The sequence below is a fragment of the Janthinobacterium longum genome (genome assembly GCF_051380735.1).
Lineage (GTDB): Bacteria > Pseudomonadota > Gammaproteobacteria > Burkholderiales > Burkholderiaceae_D > Janthinobacterium.
This window is the reverse complement of sequence record NZ_JBNYXQ010000001.1, coordinates 223,046-249,807: the sequence shown is the minus strand read 5'-3', so window position 1 is coordinate 249,807 and position 26,762 is coordinate 223,046. Positions and strand designations below refer to the sequence as shown.

The 26,762-nt window shown below is 61.4% G+C and carries 24 protein-coding genes; 10 read left to right on the top strand and 14 right to left on the bottom strand.

Annotation, left to right across the window (positions count from 1 at the left end; all coding sequences use genetic code 11):
• Position 1: 1 nt before the first annotated feature.
• Complete coding sequence (locus ACQ4WM_RS01140) at positions 2 to 727, top strand: acyltransferase (protein WP_436544885.1); 726 nt, start codon at positions 2 to 4, stop codon at positions 725 to 727.
• Here the strand turns inward: ACQ4WM_RS01140 and ACQ4WM_RS01135 are convergent.
• A complete protein-coding gene (locus tag ACQ4WM_RS01135; protein WP_436544884.1) occupies positions 724 to 2,316 on the bottom strand; it encodes a methyl-accepting chemotaxis protein in 1,593 nt (530 codons plus the stop codon). The two genes, ACQ4WM_RS01140 and ACQ4WM_RS01135, sit on opposite strands and share 4 nt — an antisense overlap.
• Between ACQ4WM_RS01135 and ACQ4WM_RS01130 the strand changes: the two genes are divergently transcribed.
• Together ACQ4WM_RS01130 and corA are read left to right on the top strand one after the other, a co-directional pair.
• Positions 2,278 to 3,159, top strand: a complete 882-nt coding sequence (locus ACQ4WM_RS01130) for a metal-dependent hydrolase (RefSeq protein ID WP_436544883.1) — start codon at positions 2,278 to 2,280, stop codon at positions 3,157 to 3,159. The genes ACQ4WM_RS01135 and ACQ4WM_RS01130 overlap by 39 nt on opposite strands.
• Positions 3,160 to 3,228: 69 nt before the next feature.
• A complete protein-coding gene (gene corA / locus ACQ4WM_RS01125; RefSeq protein ID WP_436544882.1) occupies positions 3,229 to 4,215 on the top strand; it encodes a magnesium/cobalt transporter CorA in 987 nt (328 codons plus the stop codon).
• Positions 4,216 to 4,255: 40 nt separating this feature from the next.
• On the opposite strand, the gene ACQ4WM_RS01120 is transcribed toward corA, so the two are convergent.
• The 12 genes from ACQ4WM_RS01120 to ACQ4WM_RS01065 all read right to left on the bottom strand — a co-directional run bounded on the left by ACQ4WM_RS01120 (position 4,256) and on the right by ACQ4WM_RS01065 (position 14,946).
• On the bottom strand, positions 4,256 to 4,744 hold the full coding sequence (locus tag ACQ4WM_RS01120) for a hypothetical protein (protein ID WP_436544881.1): 489 nt from the start codon (positions 4,742 to 4,744) through the stop codon (positions 4,256 to 4,258).
• Between the two features lie 270 nt (positions 4,745 to 5,014).
• Positions 5,015 to 6,295 carry a DUF445 domain-containing protein gene (locus tag ACQ4WM_RS01115; RefSeq protein WP_436544880.1) on the bottom strand — a complete coding sequence of 427 codons (1,281 nt, stop codon included), beginning with the start codon at positions 6,293 to 6,295 and terminating at the stop codon, positions 5,015 to 5,017.
• A gap of 86 nt (positions 6,296 to 6,381) precedes the next feature.
• On the bottom strand, positions 6,382 to 7,779 hold the full coding sequence (bcaP, locus tag ACQ4WM_RS01110) for a branched-chain amino acid transporter BcaP (RefSeq protein ID WP_436544879.1): 1,398 nt from the start codon (positions 7,777 to 7,779) through the stop codon (positions 6,382 to 6,384).
• 270 nt (positions 7,780 to 8,049) lie between these two features.
• Positions 8,050 to 8,493 carry a GNAT family N-acetyltransferase gene (locus ACQ4WM_RS01105; protein WP_436544878.1) on the bottom strand — a complete coding sequence of 148 codons (444 nt, stop codon included), beginning with the start codon at positions 8,491 to 8,493 and terminating at the stop codon, positions 8,050 to 8,052.
• A gap of 119 nt (positions 8,494 to 8,612) precedes the next feature.
• On the bottom strand, positions 8,613 to 9,035 hold the full coding sequence (locus ACQ4WM_RS01100) for a hypothetical protein (RefSeq protein WP_436544877.1): 423 nt from the start codon (positions 9,033 to 9,035) through the stop codon (positions 8,613 to 8,615).
• 167 nt (positions 9,036 to 9,202) lie between these two features.
• Positions 9,203 to 9,622, bottom strand: a complete 420-nt coding sequence (locus tag ACQ4WM_RS01095) for a DUF4259 domain-containing protein (RefSeq protein ID WP_436544876.1) — start codon at positions 9,620 to 9,622, stop codon at positions 9,203 to 9,205.
• 136 nt (positions 9,623 to 9,758) lie between these two features.
• The gene (locus ACQ4WM_RS01090; RefSeq protein ID WP_436544875.1) at positions 9,759 to 10,301 is read right to left on the bottom strand and encodes a hypothetical protein; all 543 of its coding nucleotides are present in this window, start codon (positions 10,299 to 10,301) and stop codon (positions 9,759 to 9,761) included.
• Positions 10,302 to 10,320: 19 nt separating this feature from the next.
• On the bottom strand, positions 10,321 to 10,962 hold the full coding sequence (gene udk, locus ACQ4WM_RS01085) for a uridine kinase (protein ID WP_436544874.1): 642 nt from the start codon (positions 10,960 to 10,962) through the stop codon (positions 10,321 to 10,323).
• A 108-nt stretch (positions 10,963 to 11,070) separates the two neighbouring features.
• The gene (locus ACQ4WM_RS01080) at positions 11,071 to 11,475 is read right to left on the bottom strand and encodes a hypothetical protein (protein ID WP_436544873.1); all 405 of its coding nucleotides are present in this window, start codon (positions 11,473 to 11,475) and stop codon (positions 11,071 to 11,073) included.
• Between the two features lie 39 nt (positions 11,476 to 11,514).
• On the bottom strand, positions 11,515 to 13,851 hold the full coding sequence (locus ACQ4WM_RS01075; protein ID WP_436544872.1) for a DOMON domain-containing protein: 2,337 nt from the start codon (positions 13,849 to 13,851) through the stop codon (positions 11,515 to 11,517).
• Between the two features lie 101 nt (positions 13,852 to 13,952).
• Complete coding sequence (locus ACQ4WM_RS01070) at positions 13,953 to 14,468, bottom strand: hypothetical protein (RefSeq protein ID WP_436544871.1); 516 nt, start codon at positions 14,466 to 14,468, stop codon at positions 13,953 to 13,955.
• 97 nt (positions 14,469 to 14,565) lie between these two features.
• On the bottom strand, positions 14,566 to 14,946 hold the full coding sequence (locus ACQ4WM_RS01065) for a SirB2 family protein (protein WP_436544870.1): 381 nt from the start codon (positions 14,944 to 14,946) through the stop codon (positions 14,566 to 14,568).
• 164 nt (positions 14,947 to 15,110) lie between these two features.
• Here ACQ4WM_RS01065 and ACQ4WM_RS01060 point away from each other — a divergent pair, with 164 nt between their 5' ends.
• The 4 genes from ACQ4WM_RS01060 (at position 15,111) to ACQ4WM_RS01045 (ending at position 20,230) form a co-directional block, all read left to right on the top strand.
• Positions 15,111 to 16,613, top strand: a complete 1,503-nt coding sequence (locus ACQ4WM_RS01060) for a phage tail sheath family protein (RefSeq protein ID WP_436544869.1) — start codon at positions 15,111 to 15,113, stop codon at positions 16,611 to 16,613.
• 264 nt (positions 16,614 to 16,877) lie between these two features.
• A complete protein-coding gene (locus tag ACQ4WM_RS01055; protein ID WP_436546178.1) occupies positions 16,878 to 18,125 on the top strand; it encodes an MFS transporter in 1,248 nt (415 codons plus the stop codon).
• A 3-nt stretch (positions 18,126 to 18,128) separates the two neighbouring features.
• Positions 18,129 to 19,514: a NarK family nitrate/nitrite MFS transporter gene (locus ACQ4WM_RS01050; protein WP_436544868.1), complete on the top strand. Its 1,386-nt coding sequence runs from the start codon at positions 18,129 to 18,131 to the stop codon at positions 19,512 to 19,514.
• A gap of 17 nt (positions 19,515 to 19,531) precedes the next feature.
• Positions 19,532 to 20,230 (top strand): carbonic anhydrase, encoded by a 699-nt coding sequence (locus ACQ4WM_RS01045; protein WP_436544867.1) that lies wholly within the window; start codon positions 19,532 to 19,534, stop codon positions 20,228 to 20,230.
• Here the strand turns inward: ACQ4WM_RS01045 and ACQ4WM_RS01040 are convergent.
• Positions 20,213 to 20,584: a ribonucleotide reductase subunit alpha gene (locus tag ACQ4WM_RS01040; protein WP_436544866.1), complete on the bottom strand. Its 372-nt coding sequence runs from the start codon at positions 20,582 to 20,584 to the stop codon at positions 20,213 to 20,215. The two genes, ACQ4WM_RS01045 and ACQ4WM_RS01040, sit on opposite strands and share 18 nt — an antisense overlap.
• Before the next feature lie 245 nt (positions 20,585 to 20,829).
• Between ACQ4WM_RS01040 and ACQ4WM_RS01035 the strand changes: the two genes are divergently transcribed.
• Genes ACQ4WM_RS01035 through narJ form a run of 3 tightly spaced genes read left to right on the top strand, consistent with a single transcriptional unit; the run spans position 20,830 to position 26,760 of the window.
• On the top strand, positions 20,830 to 24,537 hold the full coding sequence (locus tag ACQ4WM_RS01035; RefSeq protein WP_436544865.1) for a nitrate reductase subunit alpha: 3,708 nt from the start codon (positions 20,830 to 20,832) through the stop codon (positions 24,535 to 24,537).
• Complete coding sequence (gene narH, locus ACQ4WM_RS01030; protein WP_436544864.1) at positions 24,534 to 26,090, top strand: nitrate reductase subunit beta; 1,557 nt, start codon at positions 24,534 to 24,536, stop codon at positions 26,088 to 26,090. Before ACQ4WM_RS01035 ends, narH begins: the two co-directional genes overlap by 4 nt.
• Positions 26,083 to 26,760 (top strand): nitrate reductase molybdenum cofactor assembly chaperone, encoded by a 678-nt coding sequence (narJ, locus tag ACQ4WM_RS01025; RefSeq protein ID WP_436544863.1) that lies wholly within the window; start codon positions 26,083 to 26,085, stop codon positions 26,758 to 26,760. Before narH ends, narJ begins: the two co-directional genes overlap by 8 nt.
• Positions 26,761 to 26,762: the final 2 nt, after the last annotated feature.

The window sequence follows — 26,762 nt, the reverse complement described above, 5'->3', positions numbered from 1 at the left end:
CATGCGCAGCATGCGTGCGGTGCCGGTCGCGGTCTTCCTGCTGTTGTTGTGCCTGGTATTCGCGCTGGTCGGCGCCACGCTGCAGCTCGGCACCCGCGTGCTGGCGCTGTTCGCGCTGCACCCGGCGGCCGATGGCGTCGTCGCCTGGCTGGCGGCATTGCTGCTGATACAACTCTATGCGCTGCTGGTGCACCGGCTGGCGCTGGCCGCGCTGCCGCTGCGACCGGGCGTCATCGCGGCGGGTTCGCGCCACGAAGCCATTTACCAGGTGTATGTGCTGTTTTACCTGATCCTGTTCAACACCGTGCTGCGCGGCGGCTGGCTGCCGATACCGCTGTTGCGCCTGGTCTACCTGGCGCTGGGCGCGCAACTGGGGGCGAATACCTGGAGCGCCGGCCTCATCTGCGACCCCACCTTCGTGCGCATCGGCGCCAACTGCATCATGGGCGAGGGCTCGCTGCTGGTGCCGCACCAGATCGAAGGGCGCCAGCTGGCGCATTTCCCCATCGTCATCGGTGACGGCGTCACTGTCGGCGCGCACGTCGTTCTGTTACCTGGCGTGACGATAGGCAACGGCGCCATGGTGGCCGCCAACTCGGTGGTGACCAAGGGCGTGCACATCGGCGCCGGCGAAATATGGGGCGGCAATCCGGCCCGGCTGCTTGCACGGCGCGCGCATTCGGCCACGCCAGGCCAGCCGCCCAATAAATTCCCGGTGGTAGCCTAGCCCAGCGCCGGTGTGCCACCGGCCGGCAGGCTCAAGGTTTCCGGCCTGCGGCGAGGCTGGCGCACGACGCTGGCGGCCGCTTGCACCACTTCGGGCGCCATCACCACCGCATCGTCGACCGTAAAGAAGCCCACCACGCGCAGCAGGGTGGTCGCTTCGCTATGGACTGATTCTGCGGAGGCGGCCGCTTCTTCGACCAGCGCGGCATTTTGCTGGGTGACATTGTCGATGGCGGTAATCGCGCCGTTGATTTCAGCAATGCCCGACTCCTGCTCAGTGCTGGCCGAGGCGATCTGGGCCATGATGGCCGTCACGCGCTCCACGCTGGCCACGATCTCGGTCATGGTGTCGCCGGCCGCATGGGCCAGCACGCTGCCCGTTTCAATCTTGTCGACCGAGGCATTGATCAGCTGCTTGATCTCGCGCGCGGCCGTGGCCGAACGCTGCGCAAGATTGCGCACTTCACCGGCCACCACCGCAAAGCCGCGCCCTTGCTCGCCGGCACGCGCCGCTTCGACGGCGGCGTTCAGCGCCAGGATATTGGTCTGGAACGCGATGCCATCGATCACGCCGATAATATCGACAATCTTTTTCGCCGCCGCGCTGATCGCATCCATGGTGTCGACCACGTCATCGACCACGCTGCCGCCCTTTTTTGCCACCTGCGATGCGGACAACACCAGTTCATTGGCCTGGCGCGCATTGCTGGTATTGCCTTTGACAGCCGCCGTCAGCTCTTCCATCGACGAGGCCGTTTCCTGCAGCGCGCCCGCCTGGTGCTCGGTGCGGCGCGACAGGTCCAGGTTGCCGGTCGACAGTTCGCGCGAGGCGGTGTCGATGGTAATGGCGCCATCGTGCACCAGCTTGACGGTTTCGCCCAGGCGTACCGTCATATTGTGCAGGGCATTGAGCAACTGGCCCACCTCATCGCTGCGTGGTTGAACATCAACATGGCGCAAATCGCCCCTGGCGACGCGCTCGGCAATATCGACCGCATGGCGCAGCGGCACGACGATGCTGCGGGTAATCGCCCATGCCAGCGCGGCGCCCGTGATCAGGGCCAGTGCGCCAAAGGCAAGCAGGGTGGCAACGCTGCTCTGGTACTGGCTGGCCGAAGCGGCGGCCAGGGCGTTGGCTTCTTTGGTCTGGTAGTCCAACAGCTTGGTCAGCGCTGCGGCATATGCGCCGAAGGTGGTTTTCATGGTGGTGCCGGTCAGTTGCTCCACTTCCTGGGTGCGGCCCTGGTCCTTGAAGGTCAGTACCTCCTTGCGTACGGCAAGATAGGCTTTCTGGTTCTTGGCGACCTCATCTGCCAGTGCCGCCTCGGTGCTATTTTTTGGCAAGGCTTTCATTTGCGCCATCAACTGCTCGACGGTCTTGTCGCCCAGGTTCAGTTGCGCCTGGAAGTATTCGCCCGTTTCCAGGCTGTCGCTCTTGGCGATCGACAGTGCGCTATTGCCATTGAGTTTGGCCGTGCCCAGCAGTTCGGAAGCGAGCTGCTGCTTGGCCAACTTGTCCTTGACCAGGTAGTCGGTGTTGTCATTGGCGGCATGCAAACGCCACAGGGCGATGCCGGTAATGCAGGCCATGACGAACAGAACCATGGCGAACGAGATCAGGACCCGGGGTCCGGTTTTCAATTGGGTGAATTTCATGGTGTGGGGTACTTTAAGGTGGCTGCGGACGGATTGCTGACGGACGCCAGCGTAGCAGCCGAGTGTGACGCAATGATTACATCAAAGAAATTAGTTTTGCTTGATTGGCATTATTGCCATGGTCGTTTTCAGCCTATTTTTTACGGTGATCGATACGATCATTTGACAGCGCTGACGAGACAGCTCATTCTCCCGGGAAGCTTTGACATTGCCATCTCCTGTGGACATCTTATGCCATCGATTATTTCGCATGCCGTCGTTCCCCTGGCCGCCGGGCTTGCCCTGGGCAGCAAAACCATTCCACCACAGCTGTTGTTGCTGGGTATGGCCGTGGCCATGCTGCCTGACGCCGACGTGCTGGGCTTTCACCTTGGCGTGCCCTATGCCCACTACCTGGGCCACCGGGGTATTACGCATAGCCTGCTGTTTGCGCTGCTGCTCGGCGTGCTGGCCTGGACATTCGCCCGGCAGTTGCGGGCCTCGCGCCAGCATGCATTTTTCTTTATATTGTTTGCCACCGCCTCGCACCCGCTGCTGGACATGCTGACCAACGGCGGACTCGGCGTCGCCTTGTTCTGGCCGATATCAGATGAGCGACTGTTCTTCCCATTGCGTGTTATCGAGGTCAGCCCCTTGAGCATACGGCGGTTTTTCAGTGGCGCCGGGGTGCGGGTATTGCTGTCCGAAATCCAGTGGATATGGATACCATCGGCCATCCTTGCCGCCGTCATTGTGTGCTGGCGGCGCATGGCTCGTGTACCGGCGCAGGGCTTGTGAAACGATTAACAGAAAGAGCTTGCTTTTCCGCTATACTGGCCGTCCTCCCCAGCAGCCAGTATGTACACCATGGACTTGAGTCAGCACGCCACCGTCGTCAATTGCGAAGCCTATCGCCACGGCAAGAAACTTGCCCACTTCGACATCGACAAGGTCGGCGATTTTCTCGGCGATCCTGATTGTTTTGTGTGGATCGGACTGGCCGGCCCCGACAGTGCCGCCATGCAGGCGCTGCAATCGGCCTTCGGCCTGCACGAGCTGGCGGTGGAAGACGCCGAAGGCGCGCACGAGCGGCCCAAGCTGGAAGAGTACGGCGACACCCTGTTCATGGTGATGCACACGGCCAGCCTTGACGGCCAGGCCATCGTCTACGGCGAAACTCACGTGTTTCTCGGCTGCCGCTTCATTATCACCGTGCGCCATGGCCCGTCTGCCGGCTACGCCAAGCTGCGCGAGCGCAAGGAAACCGTGCCCGAAAAACTGGCCAGCGGCCCCGGCTATGTACTGTATTCCATCATCGATTTTATCGTCGACCAGTACCAGCCCTGCATCGACATGCTGCAGTCCAAGTTCCAGCAATATGAAGCGCAGCTGTTCAAGCCCAGCCTGAACGAAGACAAGCTGCAGGATTTCTACCAGTTGAAAACCGAATTGCTCAAACTCGACGCAGCGGTGAACCCGCTGCATGAAATCTGCACCCAGCTGATCCGTTTTCACGGCGATATCGTGCCCAAGGAAAACCGCATTTACTATCGCGACATTCTCGATCACGTCAAACGCGTGACGCACACGGCCAACCAGATGCGCGAAATGGTCAATGCCGCCATGCAGGTGGCACTGGGCCAGATATCGATCCGCCAGAACGAGGTCGTCAAGCGCCTGGCCGCCTGGGCCGGCATCCTTGCCGTGCCAACCATGGTGTTCAGCCTGTATGGCATGAACTTCAAATTCATGCCCGAACTCAATTGGCGCGGCGGCTATCCGGCGGTGATGGCGGTGATCGTGGCCGGCTGCTTTGTTCTGCACCGGCGGCTGAAGCGGGAAGGGTGGCTGTAAATCTTCCTGGCTTGTGGCTTATTTTGCCGCCGCCCGGTCATCAGTCCGTCATGACGATGTCGCGCAGCTCTTTGCCGTCGTAATACAGAATCCGGCACGATGCTTCACCGAAGCACAGTCCGATTGCCTGGTTGGCGATATGTACCGCCTCGCATGAACTGCCTGGATGGCAAGCAGGCCGGTAGTCGCCAGGCGCTATCATCGACAAGACCGGCGGATTGGCATCGCCCTCGTTGTACTTGAATGATTTCAGCAGGCCGGAGTAACCACCGCCAGGCGTAAAGGTGACCATCACCACGCCCACCAGCTGCTGCTCATCGTTGTACATCAACTGGACGTTATCGTCGCTATCGGCATTCTGGATATGCCCCCTGATGGACAGCAAGGGCATCATCCGCCAGCCGGCTGGCGTTTGCACGCCCACTTGGGCTTGGGCGTTGGCAGTGGTGGCTGTCGTGGCGGCAAGCGTGATGAACAGGCCGGCTGCGGCGATCCGGGTGAACAGGCAAGGGAGATGGAAGTGGCGCATGGAAAACTCCGTTTACATGCGGGCGGGTTGCCGCATTTGCAATCCATGCTAGGCAGGCGCTGCGGTGGCGTCAACCACTCTATCATTACAAATCGGCAAGGTTCAGTGTTGCTGGCGATGGCCTGCCGTCATTCAATCAAAGCATCGTATCCAGGCTTGCCGCGCGCCAGACTGCTTGCGCGTTCATTCCGCCCAGCGCATCGCCGCAATGGCGCCCACCAACGTGCTCTCGTATTCCATCAAAAATCGCCGTGAACTGGTAACGCTGGCCTACCAGGCGTGGCTGACGGCGTAAATCAGCAGCCCGGCCAGGCCGCCCACCACGGTGCCGTTGATGCGGATAAACTGCAGATCGCGGCCGATGGCCAGTTCGATACGGTCGCTCATCTCGTCCTTGCTCCACAGCGCCAGGCGGCTTTCGATAAAGGCGCCCACTTCGCCCCGGTAGCGGCGCACCAGCGAGCTACTGCCGGCAACGATGGTGTCGTTCAGCCAGGCCTTCGCTGTTGCGTCGCTGCCCAGTACCTTGCCGGTATTGGCCGCGATGCTGGCAATCGTGCGCGCCAGCACCGGCTGTTCGCTGTCCAGGTCTGCCTGCAGGCGTTCTACCAGCGTATCCCAGGCCTCGCCCAGCATGGCCTGCACCTTGTCGCTGGCCAGTGCCTGGCGCTGGTATTGCCGGACGGTGTCCTGCCAGTCAGCATCGTTTTTCAGGTGCAGTGCGCTGTCGGCGATCCAGCCCGACAGGCGCGCGCGCACCGGATGCTGCGGGTCGGCGCGCACAGCGACGACGAATTCCTGCAGCGACCTGATCATGCGTGCTTCGTACAGCACCAGGCCTGCCTTGACCAGCCTGTTTTCGATATGGAAGGCATTGAGTGCAAAGTCGCCGATGGCGGCGTGGTGGCTTTCGTCAGCCAGGTAGTCGGCGCCCTTGTCGAGCACGAAGTCGAGCAGTTCCTGCGGCTTGCCGTCGGCAATCAGTGCATCGATGCTGTCGGCGGCCACGCTGGAGAGGTTCAGCTGGCCCAGGTAATCGGTGGCCTTGCTGCGCACCAGCTCGCGCAGTTGCTCGTGGTTCAGCATGGACAGCAGCTGTTTTGCGATCCCGGCGCTCGACTGGCCCAGTTGCTGCGCGTGCAGGGGATTGCGCAGCCAAGCGCCCAGCAGTTCGGCCGGGTCGGCCTGTGCAATGCGTTCGGCAATGCCTTGCTCGGTAATAAAATGGTTTTCCACGAAGGAGCCCAGGCTCTGGCCTATGCTGTCCTTGCTGTTCGGAATAATCGCCGTGTGCCAGATCGGTATACCCAGCGGGTGGCGAAACAGGGCGACCACGGCAAACCAGTCTGCAATCGCACCAACCATCGATGCTTCGGCAAACGCTTCCAGATAACCCCAGGCAGGGTGGCTTGCGCGTTGCGAGCGCGCCAGCGCAAACAGCAGGGCGGCAGCCACCAGCAAGCCGACGGCCACCCACTGCATGGTGCGCAGGCGGTCGCGTTTCAACTGTTCGGTCTGGTGTGCTTCGAGCAGGGCGGGAGCTGGGGGCATGGCGAAACTCGTCTTGATGTGGAGAATGCCATCATAACTGCGGCGGGCAACAAGGGCTGTCGCGCACGCCGCAGTGCGCCAGGAAATCAGGCTTTTGGGTGCAGCAGCGAACGTTTGCGGGCATAGCCGAAATAAACCACCAGGCCGATTGCCAGCCAGATGCCGAAGGCGATCCAGGTTACCAGGCTCAGATAACTCATCAGGGCCACGCAGAAGATCACGGCCAGCGCCGGCACCAGCGGTACGGCCGGGCAGCGGAAGGCGCGCGGCAGGTCAGGGCGCTTCTTGCGCAGCACGACCACGGCAATCGCCACCAGCGTGAACGCGGCCAGGGTACCGATATTGATCAGTTCCGCCAGGATATTGAGCGGAATCACGGCAGCGATCAGGCCAAACACGATGCCCACCAGCCAAGTGGCAAAAAACGGCGTCTGGAAGCGCGGATGCACGCTCGACAGGCGGGCCGGCAGCAGGCCGTCGCGCGACATGGCGAAGATAATGCGGGTCTGGCCAAACGCCATTACCAGAATCACGGTGGTCATGCCCAGGATCGCGCCCAGATCGACAAAGCCCGCGATCCAGTTTTCGCCCGCATATTGCAGCGCCAGCGAGACCGGGTGGTCAACGCCCAAGAATTTTTGATACGGCACGATGCCGGTCATAATCGCCGACACCACTACATACAGCACGGCGCACACGGCCAGCGAACCGATAATGCCGATCGGCAGGTCGCGCGAGGGCTTCTTGACTTCTTCTGCGGCCGAAGTGACGGCGTCAAAGCCGATAAAGGCAAAGAACACCAGCGCCGCCGCACTCATCACGCCATTCATGCCGAACGGCATATAGGGTTGCCAGTTGGCCGGCTGCACATGGCGCGCGCCAAAAATAATAAACAGCAGCACCACGCCGATCTTGATGGCCACCATGAAGTTGTTCAGGCGCGCCGATTCGCGCACGCCCCAGCCCAGCATGGCGGTGAGCAGCAGCATGATGACCAGCGCCGGCAGGTTGATCCAGGTAGCGACCCCGGGCAGCGCGCCGGGCGCAGCCGTCAGTTCCACTGGCAGCACAATGCCGAGGCCGGCGATCAGCGACTGGAAATAACCGGACCAGCCGACACACACGGCAGCGGCCGCCAGCCCGTATTCGAGCAGCAGATCCCAGCCTATCATCCAGGCCGCCAGCTCGCCCATGGTGGCGTAGGTGTAGGTGTAGATGGAACCGGCTACCGGCACGGTGGAAGCGAATTCCGCATAGCACAGGGCGGCAAAGCAGCAGGCCACGGCGGCAATCACGAACGACAGCGACAAAGCCGGCCCGGCCGTCAGCGCGCCGGTACCGGTCAGCACGAAGATCCCTGTGCCGACGATGGCGCCGATGCCCATCAGCACCAGGTCGAACGGCCCCAGTACCTTGGCCAGGCCACCCGGTTTTTTGCTGTGGGCGATCATGTCGTCCAGGTTTTTGGTTCTTGTTAAGCTCACTGTCACTCCCTGGTGTTTTTATAGTGGTTTTGTTGGCGCGGCTGACCTTTGGACGACCGGGCGAAGGCAGATTCTAGCGCAGGGGAGGGGGTTGTTGAAGGGAATCTGTGTATGGTGTGCAGTGTTAAAACACAGCGGGCCGAATGAACTGACCCCAAAGCGTGCCTTCCAGGCGTGCTGTCAACTTGGCGATCATTCACAGCGTAGAGATTGAACTGTTCCAGTCAGCGGAGATATCTTCCAATCCGTCGAATACACAGTTCACGAAATTCACAGCAATATTTCCGCGATCATTTCTCCCGCTTCATCAATATTGGTCTCAACAAAGCCGAGCGAAGCGTAAAACCTGGCGGCTGTCGTGTTACTCGGCTTGTAACAGATCGTGATTCGGCGAGCGTCCGGGTAAGCGCGAATCTGGGACAGCAGCAGTTCCATTGCGCGACGACCAATTCCCTGGCCCTGGTGCGGATAATCAACCATGAGTCGATAGATTGCATAGTGCCCAAGCTCGTCGTTGCTTTTCACGTCATACAGCGCGAAACCTGCGGGAGCGCCGTCACAATAGATCGCGCGTGGTCGCCAGTCGGTGTAGTAATGTGATTGTGCAATTGAATAGGCGTTACTGGCGAGGAAGTGCGCTTGTTCTGGAGGCAGTTCCATTTCCATCAGCGTTTCGAAGTTTTCGGCTGTGACCGGTTCTAATGTGACTTGCATGCAGTTCCTTTATAGTCCGGTCCTTCCAACGCCCAAGTATCTTGAACCGTTGTGGTTTTGCCTCTTTATAGCGATTTTGGCTAAGCCTGGCAGTAATGCCCAAGATAGCACTCACATGTTCAGCTAGCCGCAACTTTATCTTCAGGTCGCAGCAAATATGCGGCAATCGCCACCGAGACGCCAGAGCAGGCCGCTCCGAGCGTTGTGCGCAATGGCGCGTCGCCAAACAACATCAGGAACGGCACGGCGAAGCCCAGTGCGCATGTCGTCACCAGCAATAAATATATATAAGACCGGAAAATCAGGAACACCGGCACGCCCACCAGCAGCACGAATAAAAAGCAAATCGGAACCGCAAGCAAGAGCCCGAAAAAAATTCCCCAACCAAAATCAGATCCCATGCCAGCGGCTGAACTTCCTAATCCGGTAAGCGTCAATGCGGGAACGCTGGCGAACGGCGCCAGCAAAATCGACTTCCAGGGGAAAGGACGAATGCGCATGTTTTGTAGTTGTTCGCAGCAATTTATCCTGGTGTACTGCATACCCTCGTCGCGAAAATCCAGCTCCGCTACTGGCCGAAGACAGCCTGATCTTCTTTCCGTGACGCAGTGCGAAAAATCGGTTCAATGTCGTCACCAGACTTGTCATTTATCCGCGCTTGCGCAGGCCAGCCTGTGTTTGTTTGCCGAAGCACAGGCACGTCAGTACGCTATGACGCTTGGCCTTTAACGCGAGCTCTAAGTTCTTTCACCTGATGCTGCCAGGCCTCTGAGTCTTCGGACTCTTCCCATAACTCCATTAATTCGGAAGGTTCGGTCAAGATGCGATCCAAGGCACGGCATGCTTTATCAATCAGAGCTGCTGACGGGTTTATCTTGACTCGTTCCACCCATGCGTCTACGTCTTTTGAAATGCCGTTTTCAATGCCAAAGTTTCCTTGCGCGCGCGCCACGACCTCGGCGGCAGCAATGGCTTCGCTTGCCTCAGGTGCTTCCAGATACTCGCCGCCGACACTGAGCAATGCGTCGAGTGTTGATTCGACTAGATCAAAGTCATTACTTTGTTCCAGCTGCAGTACCCAATCGCATGCATCATCGTTTCCTAACGACTCGTGAGACCATGCACCCATTTCAGTTCCCCTATTGATTTAAATTCTGTTGATTATAGCGATGGATCGTTCGCTGATGTGTCCGCTCGTGTGTCAATAGCAGCTCCTGCCTGCGCACCCTCGTTCTCGCGGTGCTCAGTTTCCAGGGCGCGTCGAATTACTGCTTTTCCTTGCTGATCTGCTGCATCAGCTTGAACGCCTCATGCTCGATCACCGGTTCTGCCTCGTCAAGTTCCTTGCTTGCCTTGACATAGGCGGCGCGCTTGCGTTCCTTTTTTTCTTCCGGTGGCACTGTCTTGGTGGCGCCGGGCATGATCAGCTGGGCGCCGGAGTTGTATTTTTTGTAGATGACCTGTTTGCCGTAGGGCGTGTTGTAGTAGCGGGTCATTTCGCTTGCCGTATCGGCGGAAATCACGCGCGACAGCGCTGGCGCCAGGCGCTGGGCCATTTCTGCCGGTGCAACTTTTGCGATTTTGGCCAGTACCGCCTGTTTCTGGCTTTCGTTGGCGTAGCGACTGCGCGCCGCTACGCCATTGACGACTTTTTCAATCTGCATCGCGGCCAGCAAATCCTGTACGGCTTTAAGGTGTGCAGGATCGGGCGCGGTAGTGACTGTGGTCGCTGCAGCGCTTGCAGCAGCAAAGGCCGGGCTGGCGGCAAGCAGGGCCAGGCCGAATACGGTACGGGCAGCAAAGTTCATGCGTTTCCTTGAAGTGGCGTTACTGGCGTTTCGACTTGCCGATCACGCTTGCCACCTTGGTGGTAATCATGTCGACGGCAGGGCCGTTGGCGCCATGCGGCAAAATGATGTCGGCGTTGCGCTTGGTCGGCTCGATGAACTGCTTGTGCATCGGGCGCACGGTGTTCAGGTACTGCTCGACCACGCTTTCCACCGAGCGGCCGCGTTCGATGATATCGCGTTGCATGCGGCGGATAAAGCGCACGTCGGAGGCGGTGTCGACAAAGATCTTCAGCGACATCATGTTGCGCAAATCTTCGTCGTACAGGGCAAACAGGCCTTCGATCACGATCACCGGGGCGGGCCTGACGGTAATGGTCTTGTCGGAGCGGTTGTGCTGGGTGAAGTCGTACTCGGGCATTTCGATCACTTCGCCATTGCGCAAGGCCTGCACGTGCTGTACCAGCAAGGGCCATTCAAAGGCCTGCGGATGGTCGTAATTTTGCTGGGTGCGTACTTCGGGGGCCAGGTGGGTCTGGTCGCAGTAGTAATCGTCCTGCATCACGACCGACACCATGTCGGCGCCGAAAGAGGCCAGCACTTGCTGGGATACGGTGGATTTGCCGCTGCCGCTTCCGCCAGCGACACCAATAACAAACGGATGGAAAGGGATCTGGTTCATCCCCGCATGATACCGGAACTGCGATAGAACTGACAGGGACCGGCTGGTCCCCGGATAGCTGTTTGGGCTCGCTGTCGCTGTTCTTTCACAGGCCAGGCTCGCGACGGTTCAATCCGGATCTTTTACCGCCTGGACATCAACCGCCATTTCAGGACCCGCCATTTTTTGAATTTTGTAGGTAAATCGTCCTTTGCCCAGCAGGGTTTCTCCGCTATAGCAGTCGGGGTCCATGTGAACCTCCTTGCCGAGCATTTGCAGTTTCACGTTGGCGTATCGATAGGCCATTGCATGGCTTTGATACATGGTGAACGCGCCTGCCGCCAGCGTGCCATAGTTCTTGCCGTTGACTTCAATATCCTGCAGCTCCACGCCGGTTTCGTTGAACAGCCGGATATCCGAGGGCAGTTGTTCTTTGTAGTAAGTCATGATAATCAGCATGAGTAGCGCGCCCAGCGTTGCGAAAACGATGGAAAACGACACCCAGGGCTTGCAAGGGAAATGCTCAGTTGTCATCGGTTCTGCCTCGCGCTGGAATCAAAGTGCAACGCGCTATCATACTTCCCATTGAAATTTGACAGTCAGCGCCTGGTTGGTAACTTGTGGCGCGCGGGTCCGGTCGCGCGAGTAGCCGACCGACATCGAGCGCCCGTGGCGCCACAGGTGGCGGTACAGCAGCGAGCGGTGCAGCTGCTTTTCGGCCCACGGTTCCAGTGTGCTCACGCCATCGTCGCGCCGCTCGCCGGCCGTGTTTTGCGCCAGCAGGCGCAGCGAATCGGCCGGGGTGAAGTGCAGCATGGCCAGCACGCGCCAGCCGGTGTCGGTAAAAGCGGGCTGGCCCAGCGTGCCTTGTACCCAGGCGCGGTTCCAGCGCTGGTCCAGTTCCAGCGCCCAGCCGTTGGGCAAGGCGCGGCGCCAGCCCAGATCCAGCGTGACGTTGCCGCCACGGCCGACCCGGTCGGCGTCGACGTCGAGCTGGCGGCCCAGCGTCACTTCCGCATTCAGTTTGGGCAGCCAGGGCAGGGGCGACGATTCGAAGCCGAAGTGCACGGCAGGCGTATCGTGCAGCTGGCCCAGGCGGTTGGCGCGCTGCTGGTCGAAGCCCAGGTTGGCCCAGAAATTGAGCTGGCGCGGGCCACGGAACCACACGCCGGGCTGCAGTTTGCGCTCGACGACCTGGCCACCGGCCTGGCCGGAAACGCTGTCGCCGACGGTGCGAATCTCGTGCAGGCCCAGGTGGGCTTCGGTCTCGTACAGGTCCAGTGCCAGGCCGTTCCACGCCGGGCGCATGGCCCCCAGGCGGCGGTTCAGGTTGATATCAAACTTGAGCACGCCCGTTTGCGGCACGAAGCCGTTGTCGTTGACAAAGCCGCCGCTGCTGGCCTCAAAGGCCGCGTCGTTCCACCAGGCGTCGCTGATGTGCGTGTATTTGCCCCAGCCATAAAGGCCGCGCCGGGTGGTAGTGCGCTGGGCGGGCCTTGCCTCATCGGCCAGTGCGACATTGCTGTTCGACTGCATCAGCAGCCAGGCCGCCTGCTGGCCGTCGCCGCGCCACTGGCCGTCAAGGCCGAACACCGTGTTGGCGCCGGCGCGGCCATTATCGTGACTGTACCTGCGCTGCGAGGCGAAAGCGCCCAGCAACACACCATCTCCATGCCAGCGCCCGCGCACCAGGCTGGCCAGGGTGCGCGTGGTCTGGTCGTGCGATGCTGTTTCATACGGGCCGCCGCGCAGCACCACGCCGCCGGGCTGGTCGCGCAAGCTCATGGCCGTCGCATCCTGCTGCGCGGCGCGCCAGGTGGCGCGCAAGCCCCATTCCGGGTCGGCCACCGTGCGCGAATAAAAGGCCGCCAGCGGCAGGCCCAGCACGTCGGCGCTTTCCAGGAAAAATCCGCGTTTTTCCGGCAGGCTGAGGGCAATCCGGCTGGCGCCCGACGACGTCGGTTCGTCGATTTCCACCTGCGAGTAATCGGGATTGAGCATGCCATTGAAGACCCAGTCAGCGCGCGGGCGGGCGTTCACCTCCAGGCCCAGGCTGGCGCGGTTGGCGCGGCGCCGGCCATCCGCGTCGTCGTCGCGGGTGGCGCGCAGGGTCACTTCGGGCTTGAGTTCCAGAAACGCGCGGTCGCGCACGCCGGCCACCGTGGCGCCCATGCCGGCTATATCCTGCAGCGCGGCGATATGGCTCAGGGCGTCGCTGGTGAGCGGTGTACTGGTCAGCAGCAGGCCGCCTGCATGCGGCACGCTGCGCTCGACCATGGCGCGCCAGGTCTTGCCGCCTTGGTAGGGGAAGCGCAGGTTGGACAGGGGCCAGCGCACTTCCATGCTGTAGCCGTCGTCGAGCAGCTTGACGGCGGCGTCGATCGGAAAGTCCGGCCCCAGGTCGGACAGGTCTTCGTCGGCGCGGTACATGCCGTCGCTGATCACGCCAGCCGTATTGATGCGCACGAACTGCGCCGCGCGGCCGTGGCCGGTGGGGTCGAGCCAGATGCCGATAAAGTCCTGGTCAAGGCCGACCTTGTCGCGCCGCGCCAGCGCGCCCTGGCGCCGGTGCGGTGCGTCGTCCCAGGCGCGGATGCCGAACACCAGCGCGCCGTCGACCACCAGCAGCTGCACCGTGGTGCGCAGCTGCGGTGGCGCGGGCCTGCCGTTTTCGGGCAGGTATTCGTAAAACGTGTCATATACGGGCGCAGCGCGCCAGGCGTCGTCATTCAAGTCGCCGTCGAGCTGCGGCGGCACGCCGGCAGCGACCAGTGCGGGCAGGACGCTGACCGCTGGCACGCTGGCTTCACAGGTGGCGGCCGCGGCCAGCAGCAGGCAAGCCAGCAGGCGTGTATGAGGCTTGAGTATGGGCGGCACGGGTACCTTGGCAGTCGATGCAGGCCTGCGCACGGATTGGCCATGGCTGCGGGTTAAAGTGTAAGCGCAAGCATGTTACTTAAGCAAGTTCTTCAATGCCTGTTGCCTCCGACCATGTCAAAAACGGCCCGGCTTCACCGGCTCTTGTTTGCCTCTACCTGTGCCAGCACCGCGCGAAAATACGTCAGCGGCCGCTGTATCGTCACGCCCATCAGGGCGGCCGCCTGGATGATGTCGGCGGTGTCGCGGCGGTACACGATCAGCGCATCCATGTTGTCGGTGCCTGAGCCTTCGATCTGGATCAGGTCGTAGCCGCCTTCGTCCACGGCGCGCTTGGCCAGTTCGTCGTCGAGCCACTCATAGTAGGGCAGCACGCCACGTTCCCGGTCCTCCAGCAGCGCGTACGGAAAATCGGGAAATTCGTCGAACATTTCCTGGATCTGCTCATGCAGTTCGTCGATCTTGTCGCTGCTGGCGATAAAGCCGCCGAGCTGGTTGATAAGCTCCAGCGCGTAGGCCTGCGCATCGCTGTCCACCCATTCCTCCTGGGGATTCGATGGCGCATTGGTGATGGCGGCGACGGCGTCGTCGAGTTCTTCGCCCTCCATATCGCCGCAGGTCATTCGGGTCAGCAGTTCGGACAAAAGCATGATGGCCTTTCAGAGGTGGTTGCAGGACCGGGATGGCCGGCAGTTGATGTTCAAAATAGTATCATTGCCGGATTGCTTACGCCGCTCGTTAGAAGGGTCAGGGCCAGGGCCAGGGCTGGCGCGTCACGGCAACCGCCACGATGTAGGCAAACACCAGCAGGGCAAGCACAAACGCAGTGGCGCGCACGGCCAGGGTCTTGCCGCGTTTCAGGGCGATGGTGCCCAGCACGATGTACGCCACCAGCGCGCACAATTTGGCCATCAGCCAGGGATGCTTGCCCGGCGACTGGCCGCTCCACACGGCCAGCGTAATGGCGCTCGCCAGCAGGGCCGTGTCGACCAGGTGCGGCGCGATTTTCACCCAGCGCTGCTGCAGCGCGGGCGAGGCGCGCAGCATCCATGCGCCGCGCAGCAGGAACAGGGCGCCGCTGGCGGCGGCGCAAGCCATGTGGAAATGCTTGAGACCCAGATAATCCATGTGCAGTTTTTCAAGGTGGTGAACGAGCGGCCAGCATAGCGTGAATTGTCCTGGGCGGCCATATGTCATGGGCGCTGGAAGTGTTTGAAACGCTGAATAAATCGTGAAAAAAAACTGCGCCGGGCATAGAATGGCGTTTCATTTCGAATGCCACAGGAGCAGCGATGCAATTGAAGACGCCGGGTGCATATGTTGTTGCAGACGATACCGTGCCCGATTCGCTCTTGGGCGCTGCTACCGGCATGACGCTGTTCCTCGGTTATACGGAAAAGCCGGGCCAGCATACGGCTGCCGGTCCGGTGCTGGTCGGGTCGATCAGGCAGTTCGAGCAGCAGTTCGGTGGCCCGCATGCGCCGCAATTTTCGCTCCACGTCGAACAAGGCACGCTGGAGCTGCTGCCGACACACAACGACCAGGCACGTTTTTTCCTCTACCACGGCCTGCAGTCCTACTTCGACAATGGCGGCGGCCCGGCCTTTGTGCAGTCGACGGGCACGCATGCGGATGCGATCGCGCGCGGCAAGCGGAAAGAAGATTTTCTTGACCAACTCGTCGCCCTGGAAAACGTCGCCGGCGTCAGCCTGATCGTGGCGCCGGATGCCACGCTGATGGACAGCAGTGACGCATGTTATGCGGTGTGGCAGGCACTGCTCGATCATTGCGGTGCGATGAGAGACCGGATGGTGCTGGTCGATGTGTACGGTGGTGGACAGCCGCGCACCAGGCACCCGCAAGACGATATCATTTCCGGCAGCCGCCATGGCTTGCGCGCATCGCTGCACGGCAGTTTTCTGGGCTTTGGCGCCGCCTATTATCCGTGGCTGCATTTCAATCTGGTCGATCCACCAACCATTACCTGGGATAACCTCGACGATGCAGCGCTGGCGCTGCTGTCCGAGGCGTTGCTGCACGCGCTGGCCGGGCAATCGCCCGCAGCGGCGCCAGCGGCCACGGAGACCCTCGCGTTGTTATTCAGGAGTGTCGCTCACCGCCTGCCGGCGGACCTGGACAACCGGGCGGCGCAGGTCATCGATACGCACCGCAAGCTGATCGATGCCAGTCCCCTGTACTACCGGCTGGCGGCGCTGTTGCTGGCACTGGCCAACCAGCTGCCGCCGGGCCCCGCGATGGCTGGCGTGTACGCGCGTACCGACGCGCAGCATGGCGTGTGGCAGGCGCCCGCCAATACCGGCATTGTCGGCGCCGTCGCCGCGGCCGAAGAGATCTCGCAGCAGGACCATGAAGGCCTGAACCTGCCGCCGGACGGCAAGGCCATCAACGCCATCCGCACCTTTGCAGGCGGCGGCTTGCTGATATGGGGAGCGCGCACGCTGGACGGCAACAGCGGCGACTGGCGCTATGTCCCGGTGCGGCGCACCGCCATCATGCTCGAAAAAACGATCAAGGCCGCCATGGCCGCCCATGCATTCATGCCCAACGACGCCCTGCGCAGCACGATCACTGCCTTCCTTACCGTGCAGTGGCAACACGGCGCCTTGCTGGGCGCGAGCGCGGGCGACGCCTTCCGTGTCGAGGTCGGCACGGGCAGCACCATGACGGCCGACGGCATCGTGCAGGGCACCCTGCGCGTCAGCGTGGCCGTGGCGCTGAGCCATCCGGCCGAGTTCATACAACTGAGCTTCGAGCAGCCGATGCAGTCGTCCTGATTGTTTTCCCCGGGACGTGACGCTCTGCGCGCCCGTCCTGTCTTCCTTCTTCCTGCTCGCCTGCCTTGTCAGGGTGCCTAGTCACTTCTGCCGACCCGTCTATTCAGATTGCCTTGCCAAAATCACCCTGTGGCCGATAGTGCCGCAGGCGGCTGCCACGTAAGCTGGTCGGGACGGCTGGCCAGACGGCCAGTGCATTCATGGAGAAGCATCGTGGCTACCTTAGATGGCACCAACAATAACAGTAGTATCAATATTCCCGGCGTGCGGCGCAAGCAGCTGTCCGTGCTGGTCAGCAGTACCTTCGCCTTCACCATCTGCTTTGCGGTCTGGATGATGTTTGCCGTGCTGGGCATCCCGATCAAGGCCAGCCTGGGCCTCACCGAAACGCAATTCGGCCTGCTCGCTGCCATGCCGGTGCTGACCGGCTCCCTGGTGCGCGTGCCGCTGGGGATCTGGACCGACAAATACGGCGGGCGGCGCGTGTTTTTCCTGCTGATGCTGGCCAGCGTGGTGCCGATCTGGCTCATTTCCTACGCCACAGCCTACTGGCATTTCCTGGTGCTGGGCATGTTCGTCGGCCTGGCCGGCGGCTCGTTCTCGGTCGGCACGCCGTATGTGGCGCGCTGGTACGAAAAGGAGCGGCGCGGGCTGGCGATGGGCATTTTCGGCGCGGGGAACTCGGGCTCGGCGCTGACCAAGTTTGTCGCCCCCGGCATTGTCGCCGCCTTCGGCTGGCAAATGCTGCCCAAGGTGTATGCGGTGGCCATGCTGGCTACGGCCATCATCTTCTGGCTGTTTTCCTTTACCGACAAGTCGCACCTGGCGCCGTCCGGCGAGAGTTTTGCTGCGCAAATGAAAGTGCTGAAAGATCCGCGCGTGTGGCGCTACTGCCAGTACTACTCGGTGGTGTTCGGCGGCTATGTGGCGCTGGCGCTGTGGATGACCAAATACTACGTGGCCGAATACGGTTTTGATTTGAAACACGCGGCGCTGCTGGCGGCCTGCTTTTCGCTGCCCGGTGGCGTGCTGCGCGCGCTTGGCGGCTGGGTTTCGGACAAATACGGTGCGGCGAAAGTCACGTGGGCCGTGATGTGGGTGTGCTGGGTGTGCTTCTTCCTGCTGTCGTATCCGCAAACCCAGATGGTGATCGAGACGGTCACCGGCCCGCTGGCCTTTCATGTCGGCCTGTCGCCGGTGCTGTTTACCGTGCTGCTATTCGTGGTTGGCATCGCCATGGCGGTGGGCAAGGCGTCCGTCTTCAAATTCATCGGCGACGACTTTTCCGACAATATCGGTGCTGTCTCCGGCGTGGTGGGCCTGGCCGGTGGCCTCGGTGGTTTCGTGCTGCCGGTACTGTTCGGCGCCCTGGTGGACCTGACCGGCGTGCGTTCGAGCGCCTTCATGCTGCTGTACGGCACGGTCTGCGTGTCCCTCGTCTGGATGCATTTTTCTTTCAAGCCGCAACGCGCGGCCCCTGCCCAACCACTCAATCAACTCGCTGGAGCGTAAGCCATGAGCAAATACATGATCAATACCTGGGAGCCTGAAACACCCAGCTTCTGGCAACAGACCGGCAAGGCCACGGCCGGGCGCAACTTGTGGATCTCGATCCCCGCGCTGCTGCTGGCGTTTGCCGTGTGGATGGTGTGGAGCGTGGTGGTGGTGAACCTGCCCAATATCGGCTTCACCTACAGTAACAACCAGCTGTTCTGGCTGACCGCCTTGCCCGGCCTGTCCGGCGCCACCTTGCGCATCTTTTACTCGTTCATGGTGCCGATCTTCGGTGGCCGCCGCTGGACGGCGATTTCCACCGGTTCGCTGCTGATACCGGCGATCGGCATCGGCTTTGCCGTGCAGGACGTCAATACCGGCTACCCGACCATGCTGGTGCTGGCGCTGCTGTGCGGCTTCGGCGGCGGCAATTTTGCTTCGTCGATGGCCAATATCAGCTTCTTTTACCCGAAGGCGAGCAAGGGTTTCGCGCTGGGCATGAATGCGGGCCTGGGTAACCTTGGCGTGTCGGTGGTGCAGTTCGTGGTGCCGCTGGTGATTACCATGGCGGTCTTCGGCGCCTGGGGCGGCGAGTCCCTGACGTGGGCCAAGGCCGGCGCCACGAAACAGATGTGGTTGCAAAACGCCGGCTTTGTCTGGGTTCCGTTCATTGCGTTGTCTACCTTGCTGGCCTGGTTCGGCATGAATGACCTGGCCTCGGCCAAGGCCTCGTTTTCCGAACAGGCCGTAATCTTCAGGCGCAAGCACAACTGGCTGATGTGCTGGCTGTACACGGGCACCTTCGGTTCCTTCATCGGTTATTCGGCGGCCTTTCCGCTGCTGATCAAGATCCAGTTCCCGGACGTCAATCCGCTCGATTATGCGTTTCTCGGCCCCCTGGTCGGCGCCTTGTCGCGCGTGGCCGGTGGCGTCATTTCCGACAAGCTGGGCGGCGCGCGCGTCACCTTGTGGTCGTTCTTGCTGATGATCGCCGCAGTGCTGGGCGTGCTGTACTTCATGCCGCAGGGCGGTGCCGGTGGCAACTTTGCAGGCTTCTTCTGGATGTTCATGGTGCTGTTTGCCGGCACCGGCATCGGCAATGCCTCGACCTTCCGCATGATCCCCGTGATCTTTCTGACCGAGCACCAGCGCGCTGCTGCCGGCAAGCCGAAGGCGGTGCAGGAGCAGGCCATCGTCGATGCCAACAAGGAAGGCGCGGCCGTGCTGGGCTTCACGTCGGCCGTGGCTGCCTATGGTGCCTTCTTCATCCCGAAAAGCTATGGCACGTCGATCGCTTTGACGGGCAGTCCGGACGCGGCGCTGTGGTGCTTTATCGGTTTTTACATCAGTTGCATCGCAATCACCTGGTGGTGCTATGCGCGCAAGAATGCGCCCATGCCCTGCTGAAGGCCAGCGAGACCATCATGGAAGAACTGGAAAAATTCGTCAACGGCTTCAGCCTGTTCCAGCAGCAGTATTTCAGCGAGCCGCAAACCCTGTATGACAGCCTGCGCGACGGCCAGCGGCCGTCGACCTTGCTGATCGGCTGCTGCGATTCGCGGGTCGACCCGATGCTGCTGACGGGCAGCGACCCGGGCGACATGTTCGTGATCCGTAATATCGCCAACCTGGTGCCGCCATGTACGCCGGAGGCGCCGCCGGGCGTCAGCTCGGGCATCGAGTTCGCTGTTTGCAAGCTGGAAGTGGCGCGGGTGATCGTATTGGGGCATGCGCGCTGCGGCGGTATTCGGGCGCTGCTGGAGCCGCAGCCGCGTGCGCAAGGCCAGGAAACCGATTTCGTGGGCCAGTGGATGCGCATCGCCGAACCGGTGGCGCAGCGCGTGCGGCGCGATCTGGGCCACCGCTCGGCGCACGAACAGCGCCATGCCTGCGAACTGGCCAGCATCCTGCAGTCGCTCGACAATCTGCTGACCTACCCGTGGCTGAAACGCCGGGTGGAGCAGGGGCTGTTGAAGCTACACGGCTGGTATTTCGATATAGACAGCGGCGCGCTGATGGCGTATTCGGCGCGTCAGCAGCAGTTTTTGCCGCTGGTGTGTCCGATAGAGCGCGCGCGACACCTGCACGAGCGCCCGTGGCCCGACTCAACTGAAACGCAGTAGTTCTCCGCTGCGGTCAAACGCCAGCAAACTGTCGATTCGTCCTTCCTCGATCGCCTTGACCATCGCCCGTAGCGGCGCCTCGCATTCTTGCGACGCTGGCGCCTGGCCAGCGCTGCCCGCCAGCCCGGCCACGAAGACCACGTCCCAGTGCGCCGGCATCTGTTTTGACTCCTCCAGCAATTGTTCGAAACTTTCCAATTCCTCGGGCAGCTTGTCGGAGCACAGCACCGGCGTGAGCGACTTGCCCTGGCCGCCCGGTTCCGCTTCGGCGCGAGTGAAGGTAAACAGCAGACGCTGTGGCTGTTCCTGCTGGCGCGCGCTGGCGACGAGGCTGGCGTAATCGGTAATGCTCATGTTGCAAACTCCTGTATGCACGGTAAAGGATGACAGATATACCGCAGCGCACGTTCCCAGCCCATACGCAGTAGTGACTAGATGAGTGACTACCTGCCTATGCATTCCTGGTGCAGAAAACCGACTTCCTGCCAATACCGCTCAAGGTGGCCGCTCGCTAGACTCCTCACATCGACGCCATGGCCTTGGCCTGCAGCGTTTTTTAAGACCCGGCGCCGCCCGTTCGGCGCATGTGTGGAGGTAGCATGAGTCACTTTCTGGACCGTCTGAAGTTTTTTAACAAGAGCGCCGAGCCGTTTTCGAACGGCCATGGCAGCGTGGTCGATGAAGACCGTACCTGGGAAAACGCGTATCGCCAGCGCTGGCAGCATGACAAGATCGTGCGCTCGACGCACGGCGTCAATTGCACCGGTTCCTGCAGCTGGAAGGTGTATGTCAAGAATGGCCTGATCACCTGGGAAACCCAGCAGACCGATTATCCGCGCACCCGCCCGGACCTCCCCAATCACGAGCCGCGCGGCTGCCCGCGCGGCGCCAGCTATTCCTGGTATGTGTATTCGGCCCAGCGCGTGAAGTATCCGATGGTGCGCGGCCGGCTGATGGAAATGTGGCGCGAAGCGCGCAAGACCATGGACCCGGTCACCGCCTGGGACTACATCAGCCAGGACCCTGTGCGTTCGCAGCAATACAAATCGATTCGTGGCCTGGGCGGTTTCGTGCGCGCCACCTGGGACGAATCGAATGAAATGATCGCGGCGGCCAATGCGCTGACGATCAAGAAATATGGCCCGGACCGCATCGTCGGGTTTTCGCCCATTCCCGCCATGTCGATGGTCAGCTACGCGGCCGGCACGCGCTATTTGTCCCTGATCGGTGGCGTGGCGCTGAGTTTTTACGACTGGTACTGCGACTTGCCGCCAGCCAGCCCGCAAGTATGGGGCGAACAGACCGACGTGCCGGAATCGGCCGACTGGTACAACTCCACCTTCCTGATGGTGTGGGGCTCGAACGTGCCGATGACGCGCACGCCGGATGCCCACTTTTACACGGAAGTGCGCTACAAAGGCACGAAGACCGTGGCCGTGTCGTCGGACTTCGGCGAAATGGCCAAGTTCGGCGATATCTGGCTGGCACCAAAGCAGGGCACCGACGCCGCCCTGGCGATGGCCATGGGCCATGTGATCCTCAACGAATACCATAAAGACCATCAATCGGCCTACTTCAAGGGTTACGCCAAGCAGTACACCGACTTTCCGATGCTGGTGCTGTTGAAAGAGCAGAACGGCATCCTGGCGCCCGAATACTTTTTGCGCGCCTCGCACCTGGCCAACAATCTCGATGAGACCAACAACCCGGACTGGAAAACGCTGGTGATCGACGAAGTGTCTGGCCGCATCGTGGCGCCGGCCGGTTCGATCGGCTTTCGCTGGGGCGAGGCAGGCAAGTGGAACCTGGAGATGAAAGAGGGCGGCAATAGCGCGCCGGTCGATCCGCAACTGTCCCTGTTGGGCAAGAGCGATGAAGTGGTGGCTGTCGGCTTTCCTTACTTCGGCGGCAAAGACAGTACAGACATGTTGATGCGCAATGTGCCAGCCAAGCGCCTGCAACTGGCCGACGGCAGCAGCGTGCTGGTCGCTACCGTATTCGACCTGACGCTGGCCAACTATGGCATCGACCGTGGCCTGGGCGGCGGCAATGTCGCTACCAGCTATGACGACGATATGCCGTACACGCCGGCCTGGCAGGTCAAGCATACGGGCGTGAAAGCGGCCGACGTGATCACCGTGGCGCGCCAGTTCGCCGAAAACGCCGACCAGACGCGTGGCAAGAGCATGGTTATCGTCGGCGCGGCCCTGAATCACTGGTACCACATGGACATGACCTACCGCGGCATCATCAATATGCTGATGATGTGCGGCTGTGTGGGCCAGTCGGGTGGCGGCTGGGCCCATTACGTCGGCCAGGAAAAACTGCGTCCGCAAACCGGCTGGACCCCGCTGGCGTTTGCCCAGGACTGGAACCGCCCGATGCGCCAGATGAACGGTACTTCGTTCTTCTACGCCCATACCAGCCAGTGGCGCCATGAAAAGCTGCATACCGAGGAAATCGCTTCGCCATTGGCCGGCCCCGACGTGGCGCCGATGACCCTCCTGGACTACAACGCCAAGGCCGAGCGCATGGGCTGGCTGCCGTCCGCGCCGCAGCTGCAAACCAATCCGCTGGAAGTGACGCGCGCCGCCAGGGCCGCCGGTGTCAATCCGGTCGACTATGCGGTGGCCCAGATCAGGAACAAGCAGCTGGAGTTCTCCTGCGACGATCCCGACAACCCTGCCAACTTCCCGCGCAATATGTTTGTCTGGCGCTCGAATATCCTGGGCAGCTCGGGCAAGGGCCACGAGTACTTCCTGAAGTATTTGCTGGGCACGCAGAATGCGCTGATGAGCGACGAAAACAACTGCATCAAGCCGCGCGATGTGAAAGTGCGCACTGCCGCCGAAGGCAAGCTCGATCTCTTGGTGGTGCTGGACTTCCGCATGTCGACCACCTGCCTGTACGGCGACATCGTGCTGCCGACGGCCACCTGGTATGAAAAGGATGACCTGAATACCTCCGACATGCATCCGTTCATCCACCCGCTGTCGGAAGCCGTGCAGCCGCTGTGGCAGTCGAAGTCGGACTGGGAAATCTACAAGGGCATTGCAAAAAAATTCGAGGAAATCGGCGGGGCATATCTGGGCACGCAGCACGATATCGTGTTGACGCCGCTGATGCACGACACCCCCGGTGAGCTGGGCCAGCCTTTCGACCCGAAAGATTGGCGCGCCGGCGAGTGCGAGCCGATACCCGGCAAGACCATGCCCAACTTTACCGTCATCGAGCGCGATTACACCAAGATCTGGCAGAAGTTCACCTCGATCGGCCCGCTGCTGGAAAACATAGGCAATGGTGGCAAGGGCATCAGCTGGAAGACCGGCCATGAAGTGGACGTGTTGCGCGGCATTAACCGCACCGTGCTGGCCGAGGGTGTAGCGCACGGCCAGCCAAGGCTGGACACCGCCATCGATGCGGCCGAGATGATTTTGTCGCTGGCGCCGGAAACAAATGGCCACGTGGCCGTGAAAGCCTGGGCCGCGCTGTCGAAAATCACCGGGCGCGACCATACCCACCTGGCGCTGCCGCGCGAGCACGACACGATCCGCTTCCGCGACGTGCAGGCGCAGCCGCGCAAGATCATCTCGTCGCCGACCTGGTCGGGCCTCGAATCCGAAGAAGTCAGCTACAACGCTTGCTACACGAATGTGCATGAACTGATCCCCTGGCGCACACTGACGGGCCGCCAGCAGTTTTACCAAGATCACCGCTGGATGCGCGATTTTGGCGAGGGCCTGTGCGTCTACAAGCCGGCCATCAATACCAGGACGACCACGCAAATGCTGGGTGCCAGTCCGAACGGCAACAAGGAACTGGCGCTGAACTTCATTACGCCGCACCAGAAATGGGGCATCCATTCGACGTATTCGGACAATCTGCGCATGCTGACCCTGTCGCGCGGCGGCCCGCATGTGTGGCTGTCCGAGATCGACGCCAGGAATGCCGGCATCGTCGACAACGACTGGATCGAAGTATTCAACGTCAACGGCACGTTGACCGCACGCGCCGTTGTCAGCCAGCGCGTACCCGAAGGCATGACCATGATGTACCACGCACAGGAAAAGATCATCAATGTGCCGGGTTCTGAACAGTCGGGCAAGCGCGGCGGCATCCACAACTCGGTCACGCGCGCCGTCACCAAGCCGACCCACATGATCGGTGGTTATGCCCAGCTGTCGTGGGGCTTCAATTACTACGGCACGGTGGGCTCGAACCGTGATGAATTCGTGTTGGTGCGCAAGATGAACAAGATCGACTGGCTCGAAGGCCCGTTGAAAGAAGAACAAGGGAGCATGGCATGAAAATCAGAGCGCAAATCGGCATGGTGCTGAACCTGGACAAGTGCATCGGCTGCCACACTTGTTCGGTCACCTGCAAGAACGTATGGACCAGCCGCGATGGCGTGGAATACGCATGGTTCAACAACGTGGAAACCAAGCCCGGCATCGGCTACCCGAAGCAGTGGGAAAACCAGGACAAGTGGAACGGCGGCTGGCGCCGCACGCAAGCGGGCAAGATCGAGCCGCGCCAGGGCAGCCGTTTGAAAATCCTCGCCAACATCTTCGCCAACCCGAACCTGCCGCAGATCGACGAGTACTACGAGCCGTTCACCTATGACTACGAGCGGCTGCAGAACGCGCCGCTGTCGGAAACGCCGCCGACGGCGCGGCCCATCTCGGTGTTGACCGGCAAGAAGATGGACAAGATCGAATGGGGCCCGAACTGGGAGGATGACCTGGGCGGCGAATTTGCCCAGCGCAGCCAGGACGCGCTGTTCGACAATATGCAAAAAGAGATGTACGGCACGTTTGAAAACACCTTCATGATGTATTTGCCGCGCCTGTGCGAGCATTGCCTCAACCCGACGTGCGTGGCGTCGTGCCCATCGGGTTCGGTCTACAAGCGCGAGGATGACGGCATCGTGCTGATCGACCAGGACAAGTGCCGTGGCTGGCGCATGTGCATCTCCGGTTGCCCGTACAAGAAGATTTACTACAACTGGTCGTCCGGCAAGGCCGAAAAATGCACGTTCTGCTTCCCGCGCATCGAAGCAGGCCAGCCTACCGTGTGCTCGGAAACCTGCGTCGGCCGCATCCGCTATCTTGGCGTGCTGCTGTATGACGCCGACAAGATCGAAGCGGCGGCCTCGGTAGCCGACCCGCGCGACCTGTATCCGTCGCAACTGGGCCTGTTCCTCGACCCGCACGACCCGGCCGTGATCGACGAGGCGCGCCGCCAGGGCATTCCCGATTCGTGGCTGGAATCGGCCAAGCGCTCGCCCGTCTACAAGATGGCCGTCGAGTGGAAGGTGGCTTTCCCGCTGCACCCGGAATACCGCACCTTGCCGATGGTGTGGTACATCCCGCCGCTGTCGCCGATCCAGGCCGCTGCCGAATCGGGCAAGCTGGGCAAGAACGGCATCCTGCCGGACACCGCCAGCCTGCGCATTCCGGTGCAATACCTGGCCAACCTGCTGACGGCCGGCGACCAGCCACCGGTGATACGCGCACTGGACCGCATGCTGGCCATGCGCGCCTATATGCGCAGCAAGCATGTGGCGCCCGTGCCTGACCTGGAAGTGTTGAAGCAGGTGGGGCTGGATGTAGCCACCGTCGAAGACATGTACCACATCATGGCGATCGCCAACTACGAAGACCGTTTCGTGATTCCCAGCAGCCACAAGGAAATGGCCGAGGACAGCTTCAACGACAAGGGCAGCTGCGGTTTCACGTTTGGCAATGGCTGCTCGGACGGGACCAGCGACGCCAGCCTGTTCGGCAAGCGCAAGCACGGTTCGGAGATTTTCATGGCGATGCCGAAGTCGCGCAAAAAAAAGGAGAGCCTCGATGTCTGATCCACTGAATACCATGCAGGGTTACCAGGTGCTGTCGGCCTTGCTGCTGTACCCGGAGCCGGAATTGCAGCAGGAGTTGCCTGCGCTTGACGGCCTGCTGATCGAGACGCTGCCAAGCTGGCATGCAAGCTTGCAGCCGCTGCTGGCGCACCTGCAAGCGACCGCGCTGATCGACCTGCAGCAGCAGTATGTGATGACGTTCGACCGTAATCCGTCGCAGTCGCTGCACCTGTTCGAGCATATTCACGGCGAATCGCGCGACCGTGGCCAGGCCATGGTCGACCTGCTGGCCGAATACAGTCGCCACGGCCTGCAGATGGTCGGTGACGACCTGCCCGACTACGTGCCGCTGTTCCTGGAGTTTTTGTCGCAGCAGGACCCAAGCGAGGCCGAGCGATTGCTGGGCGATGCCATCCATGTATTGGCGTACATAGGCCGCAAGCTGCGCGCCAATCGCAGCAGCTACGCCTGCGTATTCGAGTTGCTGCAGACATTGACGCCGGTACAGGCCGAGGAACTCGCCGAGCCGCCAGTGCGCGACATGGACGAAGCGCTGGAAACCTTCGGGCCCGGCGCGGACGGCATCGAACCGCTGCTCAAACCTGGAGTCGTTGCGGGTGGCGTCCAACCGGTCAATTTCTATCCCAAGGCGGCAGCACCGCATCACTGAAG

Bases quoted from the DNA above. Each gene is read 5' to 3' on its own strand.
- ACQ4WM_RS01100 (WP_436544877.1), bottom strand. From the start codon at position 9,035: ATGCAGTACACCAGGATAAATTGCTGCGAACAACTACAAAACATGCGC.
- ACQ4WM_RS01095 (WP_436544876.1), bottom strand. From the start codon at position 9,622: ATGGGTGCATGGTCTCACGAGTCGTTAGGAAACGATGATGCATGCGAT.
- ACQ4WM_RS01115 (WP_436544880.1), bottom strand. From the start codon at position 6,295: ATGCCCCCAGCTCCCGCCCTGCTCGAAGCACACCAGACCGAACAGTTG.
- ACQ4WM_RS01070 (WP_436544871.1), bottom strand. From the start codon at position 14,468: ATGCTTTTGTCCGAACTGCTGACCCGAATGACCTGCGGCGATATGGAG.
- ACQ4WM_RS01045 (WP_436544867.1), top strand. From the start codon at position 19,532: ATGGAAGAACTGGAAAAATTCGTCAACGGCTTCAGCCTGTTCCAGCAG.
- udk (WP_436544874.1), bottom strand. From the start codon at position 10,962: ATGAACCAGATCCCTTTCCATCCGTTTGTTATTGGTGTCGCTGGCGGA.
- ACQ4WM_RS01065 (WP_436544870.1), bottom strand. From the start codon at position 14,946: ATGGATTATCTGGGTCTCAAGCATTTCCACATGGCTTGCGCCGCCGCC.
- ACQ4WM_RS01140 (WP_436544885.1), top strand. From the start codon at position 2: ATGCGCAGCATGCGTGCGGTGCCGGTCGCGGTCTTCCTGCTGTTGTTG.
- ACQ4WM_RS01080 (WP_436544873.1), bottom strand. From the start codon at position 11,475: ATGACAACTGAGCATTTCCCTTGCAAGCCCTGGGTGTCGTTTTCCATC.
- narH (WP_436544864.1), top strand. From the start codon at position 24,534: ATGAAAATCAGAGCGCAAATCGGCATGGTGCTGAACCTGGACAAGTGC.
- ACQ4WM_RS01035 (WP_436544865.1), top strand. From the start codon at position 20,830: ATGAGTCACTTTCTGGACCGTCTGAAGTTTTTTAACAAGAGCGCCGAG.
- ACQ4WM_RS01120 (WP_436544881.1), bottom strand. From the start codon at position 4,744: ATGCGCCACTTCCATCTCCCTTGCCTGTTCACCCGGATCGCCGCAGCC.
- ACQ4WM_RS01135 (WP_436544884.1), bottom strand. From the start codon at position 2,316: ATGGCCTGCATTACCGGCATCGCCCTGTGGCGTTTGCATGCCGCCAAT.
- ACQ4WM_RS01060 (WP_436544869.1), top strand. From the start codon at position 15,111: ATGCAATTGAAGACGCCGGGTGCATATGTTGTTGCAGACGATACCGTG.
- ACQ4WM_RS01105 (WP_436544878.1), bottom strand. From the start codon at position 8,493: ATGCAAGTCACATTAGAACCGGTCACAGCCGAAAACTTCGAAACGCTG.
- ACQ4WM_RS01090 (WP_436544875.1), bottom strand. From the start codon at position 10,301: ATGAACTTTGCTGCCCGTACCGTATTCGGCCTGGCCCTGCTTGCCGCC.
- ACQ4WM_RS01050 (WP_436544868.1), top strand. From the start codon at position 18,129: ATGAGCAAATACATGATCAATACCTGGGAGCCTGAAACACCCAGCTTC.
- corA (WP_436544882.1), top strand. From the start codon at position 3,229: ATGGACTTGAGTCAGCACGCCACCGTCGTCAATTGCGAAGCCTATCGC.
- ACQ4WM_RS01130 (WP_436544883.1), top strand. From the start codon at position 2,278: ATGCAAACGCCACAGGGCGATGCCGGTAATGCAGGCCATGACGAACAG.
- ACQ4WM_RS01040 (WP_436544866.1), bottom strand. From the start codon at position 20,584: ATGAGCATTACCGATTACGCCAGCCTCGTCGCCAGCGCGCGCCAGCAG.
- narJ (WP_436544863.1), top strand. From the start codon at position 26,083: ATGTCTGATCCACTGAATACCATGCAGGGTTACCAGGTGCTGTCGGCC.